General features: G+C 67.9%; 16 protein-coding genes. 6 read left to right on the plus strand and 10 right to left on the minus strand.

Going from position 1 to position 15,148, the window contains the following annotated elements:
• Positions 1–155: 155 nt before the first annotated feature.
• Both thiC and EV666_RS13210 read left to right on the plus strand, forming a co-directional pair.
• A complete protein-coding gene (gene thiC, locus EV666_RS13205) occupies positions 156–2,033 on the plus strand; it encodes a phosphomethylpyrimidine synthase ThiC (protein ID WP_132008788.1) in 1,878 nt (625 codons plus the stop codon).
• Between the two features lie 105 nt (positions 2,034–2,138).
• Positions 2,139–2,816: a YoaK family protein gene (locus tag EV666_RS13210; protein ID WP_165910015.1), complete on the plus strand. Its 678-nt coding sequence runs from the start codon at positions 2,139–2,141 to the stop codon at positions 2,814–2,816.
• Between the two features lie 81 nt (positions 2,817–2,897).
• On the opposite strand, the gene EV666_RS13215 is transcribed toward EV666_RS13210, so the two are convergent.
• The 3 genes from EV666_RS13215 to EV666_RS13225 all read right to left on the minus strand — a co-directional run bounded on the left by EV666_RS13215 (position 2,898) and on the right by EV666_RS13225 (position 5,057).
• Positions 2,898–3,221, minus strand: coding sequence for a YXWGXW repeat-containing protein (locus EV666_RS13215; RefSeq protein WP_132008794.1), 324 nt, complete (start codon positions 3,219–3,221; stop codon positions 2,898–2,900).
• A gap of 155 nt (positions 3,222–3,376) precedes the next feature.
• Positions 3,377–4,270, minus strand: coding sequence for an alpha/beta fold hydrolase (locus tag EV666_RS13220; RefSeq protein WP_132008796.1), 894 nt, complete (start codon positions 4,268–4,270; stop codon positions 3,377–3,379).
• A gap of 331 nt (positions 4,271–4,601) precedes the next feature.
• Positions 4,602–5,057, minus strand: coding sequence for an MliC family protein (locus EV666_RS13225; RefSeq protein ID WP_132008799.1), 456 nt, complete (start codon positions 5,055–5,057; stop codon positions 4,602–4,604).
• A 255-nt stretch (positions 5,058–5,312) separates the two neighbouring features.
• Here EV666_RS13225 and dapD point away from each other — a divergent pair, with 255 nt between their 5' ends.
• Together dapD and dapE are read left to right on the plus strand one after the other, a co-directional pair.
• On the plus strand, positions 5,313–6,173 hold the full coding sequence (gene dapD, locus EV666_RS13230) for a 2,3,4,5-tetrahydropyridine-2,6-dicarboxylate N-succinyltransferase (protein ID WP_132008802.1): 861 nt from the start codon (positions 5,313–5,315) through the stop codon (positions 6,171–6,173).
• Between the two features lie 253 nt (positions 6,174–6,426).
• Complete coding sequence (dapE, locus tag EV666_RS13235) at positions 6,427–7,620, plus strand: succinyl-diaminopimelate desuccinylase (RefSeq protein ID WP_132008805.1); 1,194 nt, start codon at positions 6,427–6,429, stop codon at positions 7,618–7,620.
• Here the strand turns inward: dapE and truA are convergent.
• Genes truA through def form a run of 3 tightly spaced genes read right to left on the minus strand, consistent with a single transcriptional unit; the run spans position 7,590 to position 9,946 of the window.
• Entirely contained in the window at positions 7,590–8,357 is a 768-nt protein-coding gene (gene truA / locus EV666_RS13240; protein ID WP_132008808.1) for a tRNA pseudouridine(38-40) synthase TruA, read from the minus strand. The genes dapE and truA overlap by 31 nt on opposite strands.
• Positions 8,358–8,403: 46 nt before the next feature.
• Entirely contained in the window at positions 8,404–9,405 is a 1,002-nt protein-coding gene (gene fmt / locus EV666_RS13245; protein ID WP_132009131.1) for a methionyl-tRNA formyltransferase, read from the minus strand.
• Between the two features lie 19 nt (positions 9,406–9,424).
• Positions 9,425–9,946, minus strand: coding sequence for a peptide deformylase (def, locus tag EV666_RS13250; protein WP_132008811.1), 522 nt, complete (start codon positions 9,944–9,946; stop codon positions 9,425–9,427).
• A 178-nt stretch (positions 9,947–10,124) separates the two neighbouring features.
• Between def and EV666_RS13255 the strand changes: the two genes are divergently transcribed.
• Complete coding sequence (locus tag EV666_RS13255; RefSeq protein WP_245514417.1) at positions 10,125–11,258, plus strand: DNA recombination protein RmuC; 1,134 nt, start codon at positions 10,125–10,127, stop codon at positions 11,256–11,258.
• A gap of 291 nt (positions 11,259–11,549) precedes the next feature.
• Positions 11,550–11,717 (plus strand): hypothetical protein, encoded by a 168-nt coding sequence (locus tag EV666_RS18280; RefSeq protein WP_165910016.1) that lies wholly within the window; start codon positions 11,550–11,552, stop codon positions 11,715–11,717.
• A gap of 348 nt (positions 11,718–12,065) precedes the next feature.
• Here EV666_RS18280 and EV666_RS13260 read toward each other — a convergent pair whose 3' ends face one another.
• From EV666_RS13260 to EV666_RS13275, 4 genes are all read right to left on the minus strand, one after another.
• Positions 12,066–13,004, minus strand: coding sequence for a hypothetical protein (locus tag EV666_RS13260; RefSeq protein WP_132008817.1), 939 nt, complete (start codon positions 13,002–13,004; stop codon positions 12,066–12,068).
• A gap of 243 nt (positions 13,005–13,247) precedes the next feature.
• Positions 13,248–13,850 (minus strand): recombination mediator RecR, encoded by a 603-nt coding sequence (gene recR / locus EV666_RS13265; protein WP_132008820.1) that lies wholly within the window; start codon positions 13,848–13,850, stop codon positions 13,248–13,250.
• Between the two features lie 252 nt (positions 13,851–14,102).
• The gene (locus EV666_RS13270; protein ID WP_132008823.1) at positions 14,103–14,624 is read right to left on the minus strand and encodes a hypothetical protein; all 522 of its coding nucleotides are present in this window, start codon (positions 14,622–14,624) and stop codon (positions 14,103–14,105) included.
• A gap of 134 nt (positions 14,625–14,758) precedes the next feature.
• Entirely contained in the window at positions 14,759–15,079 is a 321-nt protein-coding gene (locus EV666_RS13275; protein ID WP_132008826.1) for a YbaB/EbfC family nucleoid-associated protein, read from the minus strand.
• Positions 15,080–15,148 lie beyond the last annotated feature (69 nt).

A 15,148-nucleotide genomic window follows, 5' to 3' on the forward strand; every position in this document is an offset into this window, starting at 1 on the left:
GTACGCTGGCGGCGGCATGACCACCGGATTCCCGGCGGCGATGTTGCGCGCGCTGGACGAAAGCCTTGCCTGTGGCGAGGCCGTCCATTCTGCCTCTGCCTTCGTCTGGCCGGATCAACATTCCAGCCAGGCAACAATTCAGGGCAGAGACCATCATGACCGACGCCATCCTGAGCGGCGCCAGCGCGCCCGCCGCCGTCACCACCAGCCCCATCCGTGGCTCGCGCAAGGTTTACACCGCCCCGGCCGCGCATCCTGATATCCGCGTGCCATTCCGCGAGATCACCCTGACGGAGGCTTCGGGCGAGCCGCCGCTGCTGGTGCAGGACACGTCGGGCCCGTTCACCGATCCGGACGTCCGTATCGACCTGACGGCGGGTCTGCCGCAAACCCGCGCCGCGTGGATCGCCCGGCGCGGGTTTGAGAGCGTCGCCCCCCGCGCCGTGAAGCCGGAGGACAACGGCGGCGCCGCCGGCGCGCGCCTGGTGCCGGCCTGCCCGGCGCAACGTCCGGTGCTGCGCGCCCGCGACGGCCAGATGGTGACCCAGCTGGAGTTCGCGCGCGCCGGGATCATCACCGAGGAGATGATCTACATCGCCCACCGCGAGAACGCCGGTCGCCAGGCCATGGCTGACGGCGCCGCGGCCCGTCGCGCCGACGGCGAGGATTTCGGCGCTGAAATCCCCACCTTCATCACGCCGGAGTTCGTGCGCAGCGAAGTGGCGCGCGGTCGCGCCGTGATCCCCGCCAACATCAATCACCCGGAGCTGGAGCCGACGATCATCGGTCGTAACTTCCTGGTGAAGATCAACGCCAACATCGGCAATTCGGCGGTGGTGTCCACCGCGGCGGAGGAGGTCGAGAAGCTGGTGTGGGCCGCGCGCTGGGGCGCGGACACGGTGATGGACCTCTCCACCGGCCGCAACATCCACAATATCCGCAGCTGGATCATGCGCAATTCGCCCGTGCCGATCGGCACCGTGCCGATCTATCAGGCGCTGGAGAAGGTCGGCGGCGACCCGGCAAAACTCGACTTCGAGGTGTTCGCCGACACGCTGATCGAACAGGCCGAGCAGGGCGTCGATTACTTCACCATCCATGCCGGCGTGCGCCTGCCTTACGTGCCGCTGACCGCCAGCCGCGTCACCGGCATTGTCTCGCGCGGCGGCTCGATCATGGCGCGCTGGTGCCTGTCGCACCATCGCGAGAGCTTCCTCTACGAGCGCTTCGACGAGATTTGCGACATTATGCGCCGTTATGACGTCAGCTTCTCGCTGGGCGACGGCCTGCGCCCGGGCTCGATCGCCGACGCCAACGACGCCGCCCAGTTCGCCGAGCTGGAGACGCTGGGGGAACTGACGAAGATCGCCTGGGACAAGGGCTGTCAGGTGATGATCGAGGGCCCAGGTCACGTGCCGATGCACAAGATCAAGGCCAACATGGACAAGCAGCTGAAGGCCTGCGGCGAGGCGCCCTTCTACACGCTTGGCCCGCTGACCACCGACATCGCGCCGGGGTACGACCACATCACCTCGGCGATCGGCGCGGCGATGATCGGCTGGTTTGGCACCGCCATGCTCTGCTACGTCACCCCCAAGGAGCATCTGGGCCTGCCCAACCGCGACGACGTGAAAACCGGCGTCATCACCTACAGGCTGGCGGCCCACGCCGCCGATCTCGCCAAGGGGCACCCCGCCGCGCAGGTGCGCGACGACGCCCTGTCGCGGGCGCGCTTCGACTTCCGCTGGGAAGATCAGTTCAACCTCTCCCTCGACCCGGACACCGCCTGCGCCTTCCATGACGAAACCATGCCGAAGGACGCGCACAAGGTGGCGCATTTCTGCTCCATGTGTGGACCGAAGTTCTGCTCCATGAAGATCACCCAGGATCTGCGCGCCGAGGTCGCCGCCATGGGCGACAACGAACGCCAGGCGCTGGAGCAGGCGGCCGCCGGCATGAAGGCCAAGAGCGCCGAGTTCACCGCCGGCGGCGGCCAGATCTACGTGGAGACGGGCGTCGCCGCGGGCGAATAGCGCGCCTCGCGTCCCGGGGGAGGCGCGCGCCGCTTCACCCGGGCGCAATCCGGTATATGCTCCCGCCAGGCTGGAAACCGGGATGTTTCGGAAAGGCGGGCTGGCGTGCACAAACCATCGCCGACGGACGGGTTACCCCTGGTGGGGCAGGTGGCGTTGCTGCTGGGCCAGGTGGCCCTCGCCGGTTGCGTCGACGCCATTGGCTGGCTGCTGCTCGGCGGTCTGTTCGTCTCGTTCATGAGCGGCAACAGCACCCAGCTCGCGGCCGCCCTGGCCGATGGCAAATGGCTGCTGGCCGGACGCATCGCCGCCGTGCTCGCCAGCTTCTTCATCGGCGTGTTCGCCGGGGCGCTGTGGCGTGAACTGGCGCGCCGGCGTTCACAGACGGGCGTCTTCGTGCTTGTCGCGCTGATGCTGGGGCTGTCGTTCCTGCTGGTGCGGTTCGATGGCCTGGAGCCGCTGCATCTGCTGCCGCTGTCCTTCGCCATGGGTATGCTGAACAACGCCCGCCGCCACATCGCCGGCGCGGCGGTGGGCGGCACCTTCGTCACCGGCGCTTTCGTCGCCGCCGCCCAGGGCCTGGCGCAATGGCTGCTGGGGCGGGCGGGGCCGGCGGCCTTCGCGCCTTACGCCCTGTCCTGGCTGGCGCTGGTCATTGGCGCGCTCATTGGCGCGGCGCTGGTGCTGCGCCTCGGCGACGTGATGGCGCTGGTTGTCCCTGTCGCGTGGGCGGTGGCCCTGGCCATCGTCCACTGGCTGGCGGCGCGCCGCGACGTCGCCTGACGGGGTCAGGCGAACTGACGGCGTGCGAACTGGTGGGGCCAGACGGGCTGGGCGACGCGCGCCCGCTTGGCCTGAACCGTCCTATCGCACCCAGGCGCCGGGAATGAACACCCACTGTCCGTGGCGACGGACCCAGCGCGGCTGCCGCCAGCGGTGGCCGCGACGGTGCGGAATCCAGCGACCGGGAATCCAGACATAGGTGCGCCGGCGCGAATCCCACGCCCAGTGGCCGGCGGCCCAGACATGCCCGGGCCGTCCAGGCGGCCGCCGCTCACGACGTGGCGGCGGCGGCGGCCGGTTGGCTGGCGGCCAGGACCTGGCCTCGGCCTCGTCTGGCGTCAGGGCGACCAGGGGCGTCGCCGCGGCCGCGACGAGCGCGACAAGGAAGGAACGTCTCGAAAACATGTCGCCAGTCTCCCTGTTCGTTCGCCGCCCGCTGGTTCACGGACGGCGCCGTCAGAGCGCTTTCCGATCAGCCAGAATCGATCGACCAGAATTCGCCAAAAATAACGGAAGCTGGAGCATTTCCGGTCCAGATTGACCGGAAATGCTCTGGCGGTTCACGCCGCTTCCCGCGTCAGCATCCGCTCCGCCTGGGCGAGAATGAAATTCGCCGTCAGCTCCGGGTCTTCCATGGGCGCGAAATGGCTGAGGCCCTTCGCGTGGTGGACGTGGAGCTGGGGAATCAGCTTCTGGAACTCCGCCGCCGAGATGTCGGAAACCGTGCTGCGGGCGTCGGCGCGCATCAGCGCGGCCGGCAGCTTGACCTGGGCGGCCCGCTCCCAGACGCGCAGGATGTCGATGGAGTTGAAGATATTGGCCTCCCACTCCGGCGCGCAGGCCAGCGAGACGCTGCCGTCGGCGTGGGTGATCAGGCCGCCGTCCAGATAATCGTCGAGGATGCCGTCGGCCCAGTAGGCGAACATGCCGCGCCCGTCGTACTTCGCGCGAATCTCGGCGCGCGAAGACCAGTCGCGCCGGCGTTTGCGTGCGCCAGCCGCCAGTTCGTTGTCGGTGATGGTTCCGTTGCGGCGCGCTTCCAGCAGGGCGGGGGCGGCGTCCGGGCCGATGACGGCGGGGTCGATCAGCACCAGGCCGCGCGCCAGCTGCGGCCGCGCCGCCGCATACATCAACGTGACGGCCGCGCCCATGGAGTGGCCAACCAGCAGGGCGGGCTCGCCCAGGTGCTGCAGCAGCCCGTGCAGATCGTTCTCAAAGCCGGACCAGTCATGCACCGTCGCCGGGTCCGCCGGCAGGGTGCTGAAGCCGTGGCCGCGCGCATCGCTCATGACGATGCGGAAACGGTGCTTGAGCAATTCGCCAATGCGGCGGTAGCTCTGGGCGTTCATGCCGGTGGCGTGCGCCAGATGCATCAGCGGCGCGCCCTGGCCGGCTTCATCCCAGCGAAGCACGGACATGTCGCCATCGGCGAGGCGGATGGTTTCTCGTTTCATCGGTAACCTGTAGCAGCCGCCGGTTCGGGGAGCTGACGGCGGGCTGGCGCATGGCGCACTCGTCCAGAATGGGCGGACCCGCCCGGCGCTGGGGAATGCAAGGACACGAACGGGGCCGGATCTGGTCTGGGCTGAACCGGATCGACCCCCGGCGGAGGCCTTCCGTACTATCCCGCCTGGCGGCCTTCATGTCATCACCAACCGGTAACAGACGCGACAATTGTGCAGTGCATGGCTTGTGCGCCGCGCCTGATTTGCGCCGTGCGTGACTTGCGCCGCCCTGGCGCGCCTGTCTGGCTTGCGACGGCCTGCTTCCTGGGCGTTGGCGGCGTTACCGGTCGGGCTTTGCCGGCTCCGCCGCGCGACATTCCGTGGCATTGCCGCCGCGCGTGAAGCGCGCTGTCCCCTGATGCGTCCAGAATTCGACGTCGCCGCCCACGTAGCGCACGCCGGAAGCCGCGATGGCGGCGCGCAGTTCATAGCGGTCCTCGCCGATGGTCAGCATGGCCAGCACGGAATCGGGGAAGCGGGCGACAATTTTCGTTCCGTCATCGCAGCTGTAGGTGACCGGCGCTGGCGGCGGCGGCGGTCGCTCCGGCTGGCGACTGATGGGGGCCTGCTGATGTGGCGCGACCTGTCCGCCGGTGGCTGTCGCGCTGTCGGGCGCCGTCGCGTGCGCCGCCGCGCCGCAGCAGGCCAGCGCGGCCGCGAGGAGGGGCGCAGCCTGGCGGCGCATGACCCGGCCCACGCCCCGGTAAAACGCGGCGGCGAATCTGTCGTCTGGCATCCTGTTCCTTTCCGGGCCTGTCGAACGGCGAGACTGGGGCCGCCCGGCTGGCGTGTCGCTGGCCTCGCTGCGCAGCCTCGCCGCAAATGGCGCGCGAAGCAAACGGGGACTGCCCGGCTCCGCCGCCAGTGGTCCCGTCAGTCCCGCGCGGTAACCCGTCAGGCGCTTGACTCCACGCGCCGGTTGCGGGGACAACCGGGCTTTCCCGCCAGCGCGCGACCGGGCGCGGGACTGGCAGCCAGCATTGGGATGATCATGGCCACGCAAACGGGCGATTACGCGCAACTCGAAACCATCATCGAAAACGCGTTTGAACAGCGCGCCGAAGTGGGATTCGCGACGAAGGGCGAGATTCGCGACGCCGTCGACACGGCGCTGAACCTGCTCGACAGCGGCAAGGTCCGCGTCGCCCAAAAGGGCGCTGACGGCGAATGGACGGTCAACCAGTGGCTGAAGAAGGCGGTGCTGCTGTCGTTCCGCCTCAACGATATGGCCCCGATCTCCGGCGCCCCTGGCGGCGCGACGTGGTGGGACAAGGTGCCGTCCAAGTTCGACGGCTGGGGCGACACCCAGTTCCGCGCCGCCGGCTTCCGCGCCGTGCCAGGCGCCATCGCCCGCCGCAGCGCCTTCATCGCGCCTGGCGTGGTGCTGATGCCGTCGTTCGTCAACCTCGGCGCCTATGTGGACGAGGGCACGATGGTCGACACCTGGACCACGGTCGGTTCCTGCGCCCAGATCGGCAAGAACGTGCACCTTTCCGGCGGCGTCGGCATCGGCGGCGTGCTGGAGCCGCTCCAGGCCGGTCCGGTGATCATTGAGGACAATTGCTTCATCGGCGCCCGTTCTGAAGTGGCGGAAGGCGTCATCGTCGGCGAGGGCGCCGTGCTCTCCATGGGCGTGTATCTCGGCGCCTCGACCAGGATCATCGACCGCGCCACCGGCGAGGTGCATGTGGGCCGCGTGCCGCCCTATTCGGTGGTGGTGGCCGGCAGCCTGCCGGGCAAGCCCCTGCCGGACGGAACGCCGGGGCCGTCGCTGTATTGCGCCGTGATCGTCAAGAAGGTCGACGCCCAGACCCGCTCCAAGACCTCGATCAACGATCTGCTGCGCGACTGACGTCGCCGGGAGCGGACGGCGTCAGCCAACAGCCACGAGCGCCGCGTCCTTCCCAATCGCGTCATGGCCGGGCTTGTCCCGGCCATCCACGGTGGCTGCCCATCGGCGCTCTTGTCCGGCGCTTCCGGCTGGCTCCCCTGGCCGCACGCGCAGCCGCCATGGCCACCGCTGCCCGCGCCGCGCGGGCATTTTGACGTTATACTTCACCCTCCATCACCCAAACCTTCCGCCCCAGCCAGCAGGTGAGAGAGCCATGTCCGAGTCCCGTTCCCCTCTGGCGGAAAACGCCGTGGAGCTGACCCGCGCCCTGATCCGCTGCGCCTCGGTGACGCCCGAGGAGGGCGGCGCCCTGTCCCTGCTGGAGGGCGTGCTGGGCGCCGATGGTTTCGACGTCGAGCGCCTGACCTTCAGCGCCCCGGACACCCCCGACGTGGAGAACCTCTACGCCCGTTACGGCAGCGCGCGCCCCTGCCTGGTGTTCGCCGGCCACACCGATGTGGTGCCGGTGGGCGACGAAGCCGCCTGGACCCATGATCCGTTCGGCGCGGTCACCGACAACGGCCTGCTCTACGGGCGCGGCGCCGTGGACATGAAAGGCGGCGTCGGCGCCTTCGCCGCGGCGGTCCTCGATTACATCCGCGCCAATCCGGATTTCCCCGGCTCCATCGCCTTCCTGATTACCGGCGACGAGGAGGGCCCGGCGGTCAACGGCTCGGTGAAACTGCTGCAATGGGCGAAGGAGCAGGGCGAGGAATTCGATCACTGCATTCTTGGCGAGCCCACCAATCCGCGGGCGCTGGGCGACATGATCAAGGTGGGGCGGCGCGGCTCGCTCACCGGCCGGCTCACCGTGCATGGCGTCCAGGGCCACGTGGCTTACCCGCACCGGGCGCGCAACCCGATCCCGGCGCTGATGCGCTATCTCGACGCGCTGCTGGCGACGCCGCTCGACGCCGGCAACGAACGCTTCGACGCCTCCAATCTGGAAGTCATCAGCGTCGATGTGGGCAACCGGACGACCAACGTCATTCCGGCGGAGGCCCACGCGGTGTTCAATATCCGCTTCAACGACATCTGGACGCTGGAGACGTTGCAGGCCGAGGTGCGCCGTCGCCTGGCTTCCGCGCAGGAAGGGCTTCCTGAAGCAACCGTTCGCTTCGACCCGAGCAACTCCGTGTCGTTCCTGACCGGGCCCGGCCCGTTCGTCGACCTGATGTGCGACGCCATCCAGGCCGAAACCGGTCGCCGCCCGGAACTGTCGACCAGCGGCGGCACCTCGGACGCGCGCTTCATCAAGGACTATTGCCCGGTCATTGAATTCGGCCTGGTGGGCGACACCATGCACCAGGTGGACGAACGCACGCCGGTTGCCGACCTGGAGGCGCTGGCCCGCATCTACCGGCGGATGATCGAAGCCTATTTTTCCAGCATGAGTTCGGCCGGATAATCCACGCTGACGAAATACAGCCCCTGCGCCGGCGCCATGGGGCCGCAGCGGCGGCGGTCGCGCGCCTCCAGCGCCGCGCGCAGGTCGCTGGTTTGCCAGCGCCCGCATCCCACCTGCTCCAGCGAGCCGGCCATGGAGCGCACCTGATGGTGCAGGAACGAACGGGCCGCCGCGTGGATGCGGATTTCGTCGCCAATGCGCTCCACATCGAGCCGGTCGAGCGTGCGGATCGGGCTCGCCGCCTGACATTCGGAGGCGCGAAACGTGCTGAAATCGTGGTTGCCCAGCAGCGTCTGCGCCGCCGCGTGCATGGCGGCGGCGTCGAGCGGCCGCGGCACGTGCCAGGCCCGGCCAAAATCCAGCGCCGCCGGCGAGCGGCGGTTGAGAATGCGGTAGATGTAATGGCGCTTCAGGGCGCTGTGCCGGGCGTCGAACGCTGGTGGGGCCAGGTGGGCCGAAACCACGGCGATCCGGTCGCCGCCGAGCTTGAGATGGGCGTTGATGGCGTCGCGCACCGTATCCGTGCGCCAGTCGCGCGTCAGGTCCACATGAGCGACCTGGCCAACGGCGTGCACGCCCGCGTCGGTGCGGCCGGAGCATTGCACGCGCGGATGCTCGCCGGCGAATTTGACAATGGCTTCCTCAATGGCCTGCTGCACCGAGCGGCCATTGTCCTGCCATTGCCAGCCCACATAGGCGCCGCCGTCATATTCGATCACCAGCCGGTAGCGCGGCACGTTGGAACTCCGTCTGGTTGGGCGGCGGGGAAAACGGTCGCGAAAGTCAGAGCTGCGCCCCGGGCGCCAGCCGCGCCCCACGCATGAACTCTTCCGCCGTCACCGCGCTTTTGCCAGCCCGCTGCGCCCGCAACACGCGGATGGCGCCCTTGCCGCAGGCGATGGTCATGTCGGGAGCGATCAGCGTTCCAGGCCCCGCCAGGTTATAAAGCCCCGCCGGGTTATAAAGCCCCGCCAGGTTATAAGGCCCCGCCGGGTTGTCGGGCGCGCCCTGCGAGGTCGCGTCCGGAAACTCATGGGCGACGGTGGCGTGCAGCACCTTGACCCGCTCAGGCTTGCCTTTGCCAAGGTCCGCTTCGAAAAACGCGCCCGGGAACGGCGACAGGCCCCGGATCTGGTCATGCACCGTCCGTGCGTCCTGCGACCAGTCGATGCGGCCATCGGCGTTGCTGATCTTGTGGGCGTAGGTGACGCCGGCTTCCGGCTGCGGCGTGAAACCGAGGGAGCCGCGCTCCAGCGCCGCCAGGGCGCGGGCGGCCAGATCGGCGCCGAGGGCGGACAGGGCGTCGTGCAGTTCGCCCGCCGTCATCTCCGGGCCGATCGCCAGCCGCTCGCACATGGCCACGGGTCCGGTGTCGAGCCCTTCCTCCATCTGCATGACGCAGACGCCGCTCTCCGCGTCGCCGGCCATGATCGCCCGCTGGATCGGCGCCGCCCCGCGCCAGCGCGGCAGCAGCGAGGCGTGCAGATTGATGCAGCCAAACCGCGGCGCCGCCAGAATCTCCGGCGGCAGGATCATGCCGTAGGCCACCACCACGGCGACGTCGGCGTCAAAGGCGCGGAAGGCGTCCGCCGCCTCAGCCGTGCGCAACGTCGATGGCGTCAGCACCGGAATGCCGAACCTGTCGGCCATCTCGTGCACCGGGCTCCTGCGTTCCTTCATGCCGCGCCCGGCCGGCCGCGGCGCGCGCGTATAAACGGCGACGATCTCATGGCCGTGGCCGACCAGCTCCGCCAGGGTGGGGGCGGAGAAATCCGGCGTTCCCATGAAAATGACGCGCACGCCGTTAACCCCGCGCCATCTGCCGCGCCAGCTTGGCGAACTTCGTGTTCACCCGGTCGCGCTTCAGTTTTGACAGGTAGTCGATGAACAGCACGCCGTTCAGGTGGTCGATCTCGTGCTGCAGGCAGGTGGCGAGCAGGCCGTCCGCCTCGATCTCCTGCATTTTGTCGTGGATGTCGCGATAGCGCACCCGCACCTGCGCCGGCCGTTCGACCTCTTCGTAATACTCCGGGATCGACAGGCAACCCTCGCGGTAAATGTTGGCCTCTTCCGACTTCCAGGTGATTTCCGGATCGATGAAGATCATGGGATTGCCGTCGACGCCCTCGTCGCGCACCACATCGAGCACCAGCAGGCGTTTCAGCTCGCCCACCTGCACGGCGGCGAGGCCGATTCCCGGCGCGTCATACATGGTTTCCAGCATGTCGTCGGCCAGCCGCCGGATCTCCGGCGTGACCGCGCCGACCGGGGCCGAGGCCTGACGCAGCATGGCGTCGGGAAGGATTACAAGAGGGCGAATTGTCATGATCTCCGCCAGATAGGGCTTTCCAGGCGCCCGGTCAATGTTGTACCTGTTTTGTTCCTGAAATGAAAGTGGCGACCGCCCGGCGCGGCGGCGACATGCCGGGGTTCATGCCGCGCGGGGCGCATGCGGCTTCCGGCGGATGACTTCAGACAATGGCGGACGCATGAGGGACGCGTGGGTGACAGTCGCCGGATACGGTTTCAGCCAGAATGAAACATGGCTGGCGCTGGCGGTCGCCGGCGGCGTCCTGGCGCTGTTGGCGTTGCTGTGGCGCGCCAGCGGCCGGCGGCGGATCGCGCCTGGTTGGGAGGCGGAGGAGCTGCTGGCCGCCCTCGACGCCCATGCCCGCGATATGGACGCACGGCTGGAGCATCTGGCCCGCGCCCAGGCGGAAATGCACGGCGGCCTGCACGCCGGCGTGCAGGGGCTGGGCGCGCACCAGGCGGAGATCCAGCGGGCCGTCGCCAGCCAGATGGACGTGCTGCAGCACCGGGTTGGGCGCGGGCTCGCCGACATGATGGAGCGCACCGGCGGCGGTCTTGCCCATCTCTCCGAGCGCCTGGCGCTGATCGATGCGGCCCAGCAGAACCTCAACGCGCTCACCGGCCAGGTGGTGGGGTTGCGGGATATTCTCGCCAACAAGCAGACGCGCGGCGCCTGGGGGCAGGGACGCATGGAGGCGATTGTCCGCGACGGCCTGCCGCCGGGCGCTTTCAGCTTTCAGGCCACCCTGTCCAATGGCCGCCGGCCCGATTGCCTGGTGCAACTGCCCGGCGACCGGCCGCTGGCCATCGACGCCAAATTCCCGCTGGAGGGGTTTCAGGCGTTTCGCGCCGCGCCGGGCGAGGAGGCCCGTCGCGCCGCCGCCGCCCGCCTGCGCCAGGATGTGGCCACCCACATCCGCGATATCGCCGGCAAGTATCTGCTGCCGGGCGAAACCCAGGACATGGCGCTGATGTTCGTGCCGTCGGAATCGCTTTACGCCGACCTGCTCGAGCATTTTGAGGATGTGGCGCAGCTGGCGACGCGGGCGCGGGTCATCATTGTGTCGCCGTCTCTGCTGGCCCTGGCCATCCAGCTGGTGCGGGCGCTGGCCCGCGACGCCCGTATCCGCGACGAGGCGCAGGCCATCCAGACCGAGGTCGGCCGCCTGCTCGACGACCTCGGCCGTCTGCAGGACCGCGCCGGCAAGCTGGACGCGCATTTCCGCCAGGCCCGGGAGGACCTGGCGGCGTTGAACGTGTCGGTGGAAAAGATCGCCCGCCGCGGCGGCCGCATCGAGGCGCTGGAGTTCGAGGGGGCGGAGCAGTAGCGTCGCCCTGGCGCGCCAGCCTCACTGCGCCGTGAAGGTGATCCTGGGTGTCCGGGCCTGCTGTTCCGGAGCGCCTGGCGCGTAGCTGATGTTGAACTGATGTTTTTGGAGGTCTTGTTGCCGCTGAGCGTCAGCTTCATGTTGCACGTGGTTTGTTGCGCCACCATTGGCTTGACGAGGTAGGCGATGTCATTGTCGGGGGCATTCCAGTCGTTGCTGGTCGCTGCATAAATCCCGCCAATGCTGTTTCCGGCAGGCAGTTTCTCGCATGTGTCCACCCCATAGGACATCATGACCATCGCGGCGGCTGAGTCGATTGGCCTGTCGGCGGTGATGCTGTCAAAGCTGGAGTTCTTGTTGAAGTTCGCCGTGGCCGCGTCGACCTCGAACGGGCCGGTTGGGGTGAAGGCGCCGCCGCCCAAAAACGTGAACGCCAGCTTGACGATTTCCCTGGATTGACCGCCAATGCCGGGCGCATTGGCAGCTGGCCGCCGTCGTCCAGTTTCATGGCGGCGAGTCCCCATTCCGCGCCGAGGCCGAATATATTCCAGCCCAGCATGGACAGGAGGGCGTTCGCGTCCTTGTGCGCGCTGTTATGCAGCGTGGAGAACAGGTAGATGCCCTGGTCGCTTCTCTGCGCTGGCGGCGCCGGCGGGTGATTTACGCAACGGGACCGGGGCGCCGTCGATGCCGTCCGGCGTGCGCCGCAGGGGCGCACGGGACCTCGCAGGTCGCGGGTTTGACAGTATTTCCGCGACCAGATGTCAATAATAAATTATATATTTTCAATTTCTTATATGTTCCCAATTATTCGTCGAGGGTTAGCGCAATGTCGCAAATGTGCTTCGTCGCGGGGCGCACGGTAATCTTGTCGGTGATATTTTCTTTTTCACCCGATATGGTCAGATTGGCGGAAATGTTGGGGTAGCGGATTTCACCTCCAGCGGGCATCCGGTCACAGTCACTGACGATTCCCCACATACCGATGTTGACGATCTCATCTGGGTTGAACGAGGGCGGCATGAAGGTTGTCTGCGCCACCGGTGTGTTTGATTCCAGGTCGATGACCGATGCCTGGATTTCATGCTTCCCGTTGTTTTGCCGGGCCTCTATGGTCTGCCTCAACGTTTGGCCAGGCGTTACGCTGACCGGGCGCGAATAATAGAAGCAATCGTCATCCTCCGAATCGAACCAGTTGGAGGCCGTCCAGCCCGGAAAGAAGCCCATCATCTTCCAGGACACCACGGATTGCACCATGGGTCCGGAAAGGTCTTTGGTGTCATGCAGCCCGGTGACCAGATACAGAATTGATTCAAGCTCGCTTGTTGGTGGGGGGGGCACGACAACATCGGTTGTTACCTGAATCGTCTGATAATCCCTGGGGAAATTGACAGCGGCGTTGGCGAGGTAGTGCATTGTGTAGGCTCGCACGCTGCGACGGCTGCCGCGAGCTTCAAACTTCACCCCGGTGGTGCTGAAACGCGGGCTGCTGCACTCGCCGGGAACTACATCCCCCGAGGCGCGACGCCGGGCCTGCCGCATGGCGACGGTTTCGCCTTTCCGCAGCTGCACGATGTCTTGTGGGGCTACATAGCCGTAGGGCGTCAGCACGTAATTGGCTGGAACATTTGGCGGCCGTTGGCCTGCGCCGCTATCGGCGCTGCGGGCCAGGCCGACGGTGGACGCCAGGGTTGCGAGGGCCAGGCCAGCCGCCGCCATGACGAAATTTGCCTTGATCGATGTCATGATATCCTCGGGTGATGCGCGTTATGGAGTTAAAACTCTATGACGCATCAGGAGGAACGTCAGACAAAGACAGAGGCTGACTGATCTATGTCGGGTATTGCAAGTGAATGGCGGAGCCGGATGAAGGAGCGCGGCGGCGTCCTGTAGCTCTGATTGACGAATGTCATGCGCTGTTACGCGCCATGACGATGAAAAGCAGCGTCAGGTTGATCGGAAAAGACGCTGGCGCATCGCGAACATCTGCTACAATGTGGTGCGCTGGCGGATGGCGGCGACCAGCGTGCCTTCGTCCAGGTAGTCAAGCTCGCCGCCCACCGGCACGCCGTGGGCGAGGCGCGTCACTTTAACCGGCAGATGCTGCAACATGTCGGTGATGAAATGCGCCGTGGTCTGGCCGTCGACGGTGGCGTTGAGCGCGATGATGACTTCCGCGACCGCCGGGTCCGCCGCCCGTTCCGCCAGCGACGCCAGATTGAGGTCATCCGGCCCCACGCCGTCCAGCGGCGACAGCACCCCGCCCAGCACGTGGTAACGGGCGTTCAGCGCCGCCGCCCGCTCCAGCGCCCACAGGTCGGAGACGCTCTCCACCACGATCAGCACGGCCGGATCGCGGCGCGGATCCTGGCAGATGGCGCAGGGAATGCTGGTGTCGACATTGCCGCAGGCGGTGCAGGTCACCACCCGGTCGGCGACCACGCGCACCGCGTCGGCCAGCGGCGCCAGCAGCGCCTCGCGCTTGCGAATCAGATGCAGCGCCGCCCGCCGCGCCGAGCGCGGCCCCAGCCCCGGCAGACGCGCCAGCAGCTGGATGAGACGTTCAAGTTCGGGACCGGTTGACGAAGCCATGATGCCCTGGAAAATGGCGCCGGAGCGCTCTGCAAATGGCCGGATCGCCATCCAGCCGGATTGATTGTCGCCATCGGCCCTGCGGCCTTAACGTCCGCCGCGCCGCTTCCTGCCCGAACCGTCCGATCATGACCGGCCCTGTTCCGGCCATCCACGAAAAGCGGGCCGCTGACGCACGACGCCGCGCCAGCGCAGCTCTGGGCTGGAGCGGCGGGCGAAGGTTGCCGCTGCGCCGGCGCGTGGCCATGCTGGTTATAAGTCTCCGGCTTGGCCCCGCCCCTTGGCTGCTTTCTGGCGTCCGCCGCCGAGCCGGCTGGCGGCCTCCAGCCAGCGGCTGAAATCGTGCATGTTCTGCTGCACATAACCCTGCAAATGCCGCACGCCGCTTTCCACGGCCTCCCGCTGGGCGTCGGTCAGGTCCTCCCCGGCCAGCGCATGGCGCAGGTTCACGATGTCCTGCCGCCATTCCCGCGCCGCCTGGGCCAGCCAGACCGCCTGGGTCAGGGCTGTCGCCATCCGCGTCCGGTCGGTGTCCGGCGGCGGGCCGGGCCGGGTGACGGCCGCGAGGGCGTGGTTCAGCGCCCTATGGGCTGCTTCCAGCCGGTAGACCAGCGCCACGTCCAGCACCGCGCTGGCGGCGTAGGTTTCGTGCAGTTCGCGCGCGATCGCCAGCATGTCGGCCGTGGCCGCGCGCAACCGCCGGCGGGCGCGGGGATGGAGCGGCGCCAGCCACGCGGTCGCGGCCTTGAACCACCGCGTGGGGCGGGCCAGCATGCGCCGTGCGAAGGCCCGGACGCGCCCTGTCCCGGTCGTGCGTTGCGCGGCCCCCAAACCTGGCCGCGCGGGCGCCGGCTGGCGGCGCAATGCGCGTCGGGGGGCCGGGTCACGCCGCGCCACGGCAGTCCTGCTCAGAACAGCTTCATGCCTGGGGGCAGCGGCAGTCCTTTGGTCAGGTCCTGCATGCGGTCCTGCACCAGCTTCTCGCCCTTGGCCCGCGCGTCGTTGACGGCGGCCACCACCAGATCCTCGATGATTTCCTTCTCGTCCGGGTTGAGCAGCGCGGCGTCGATGTGGACGGCGCGCATGACGCCCTTCGCCGTCATGCGCACAGTGACGGCGCCGCCGCCAGCCGCGCCGTCAACCTCCAGGTTCTCCATCTCGGACTGGGCGTCCGCCAGCTTCTGCTGCATCGCCTGGGCCTGCTTCATCAGCCCCATCAGATCACGCATGTCATTCCCTCCTGAAAGCGGCGCGAACCAGCCGGCGGAACCGGTCGGCGGGTCCTTGTCAAATCCGGA

The organism is Camelimonas lactis (genome assembly GCF_004342915.1).
Classification (GTDB): domain Bacteria; phylum Pseudomonadota; class Alphaproteobacteria; order Rhizobiales; family Beijerinckiaceae; genus Camelimonas; species Camelimonas lactis.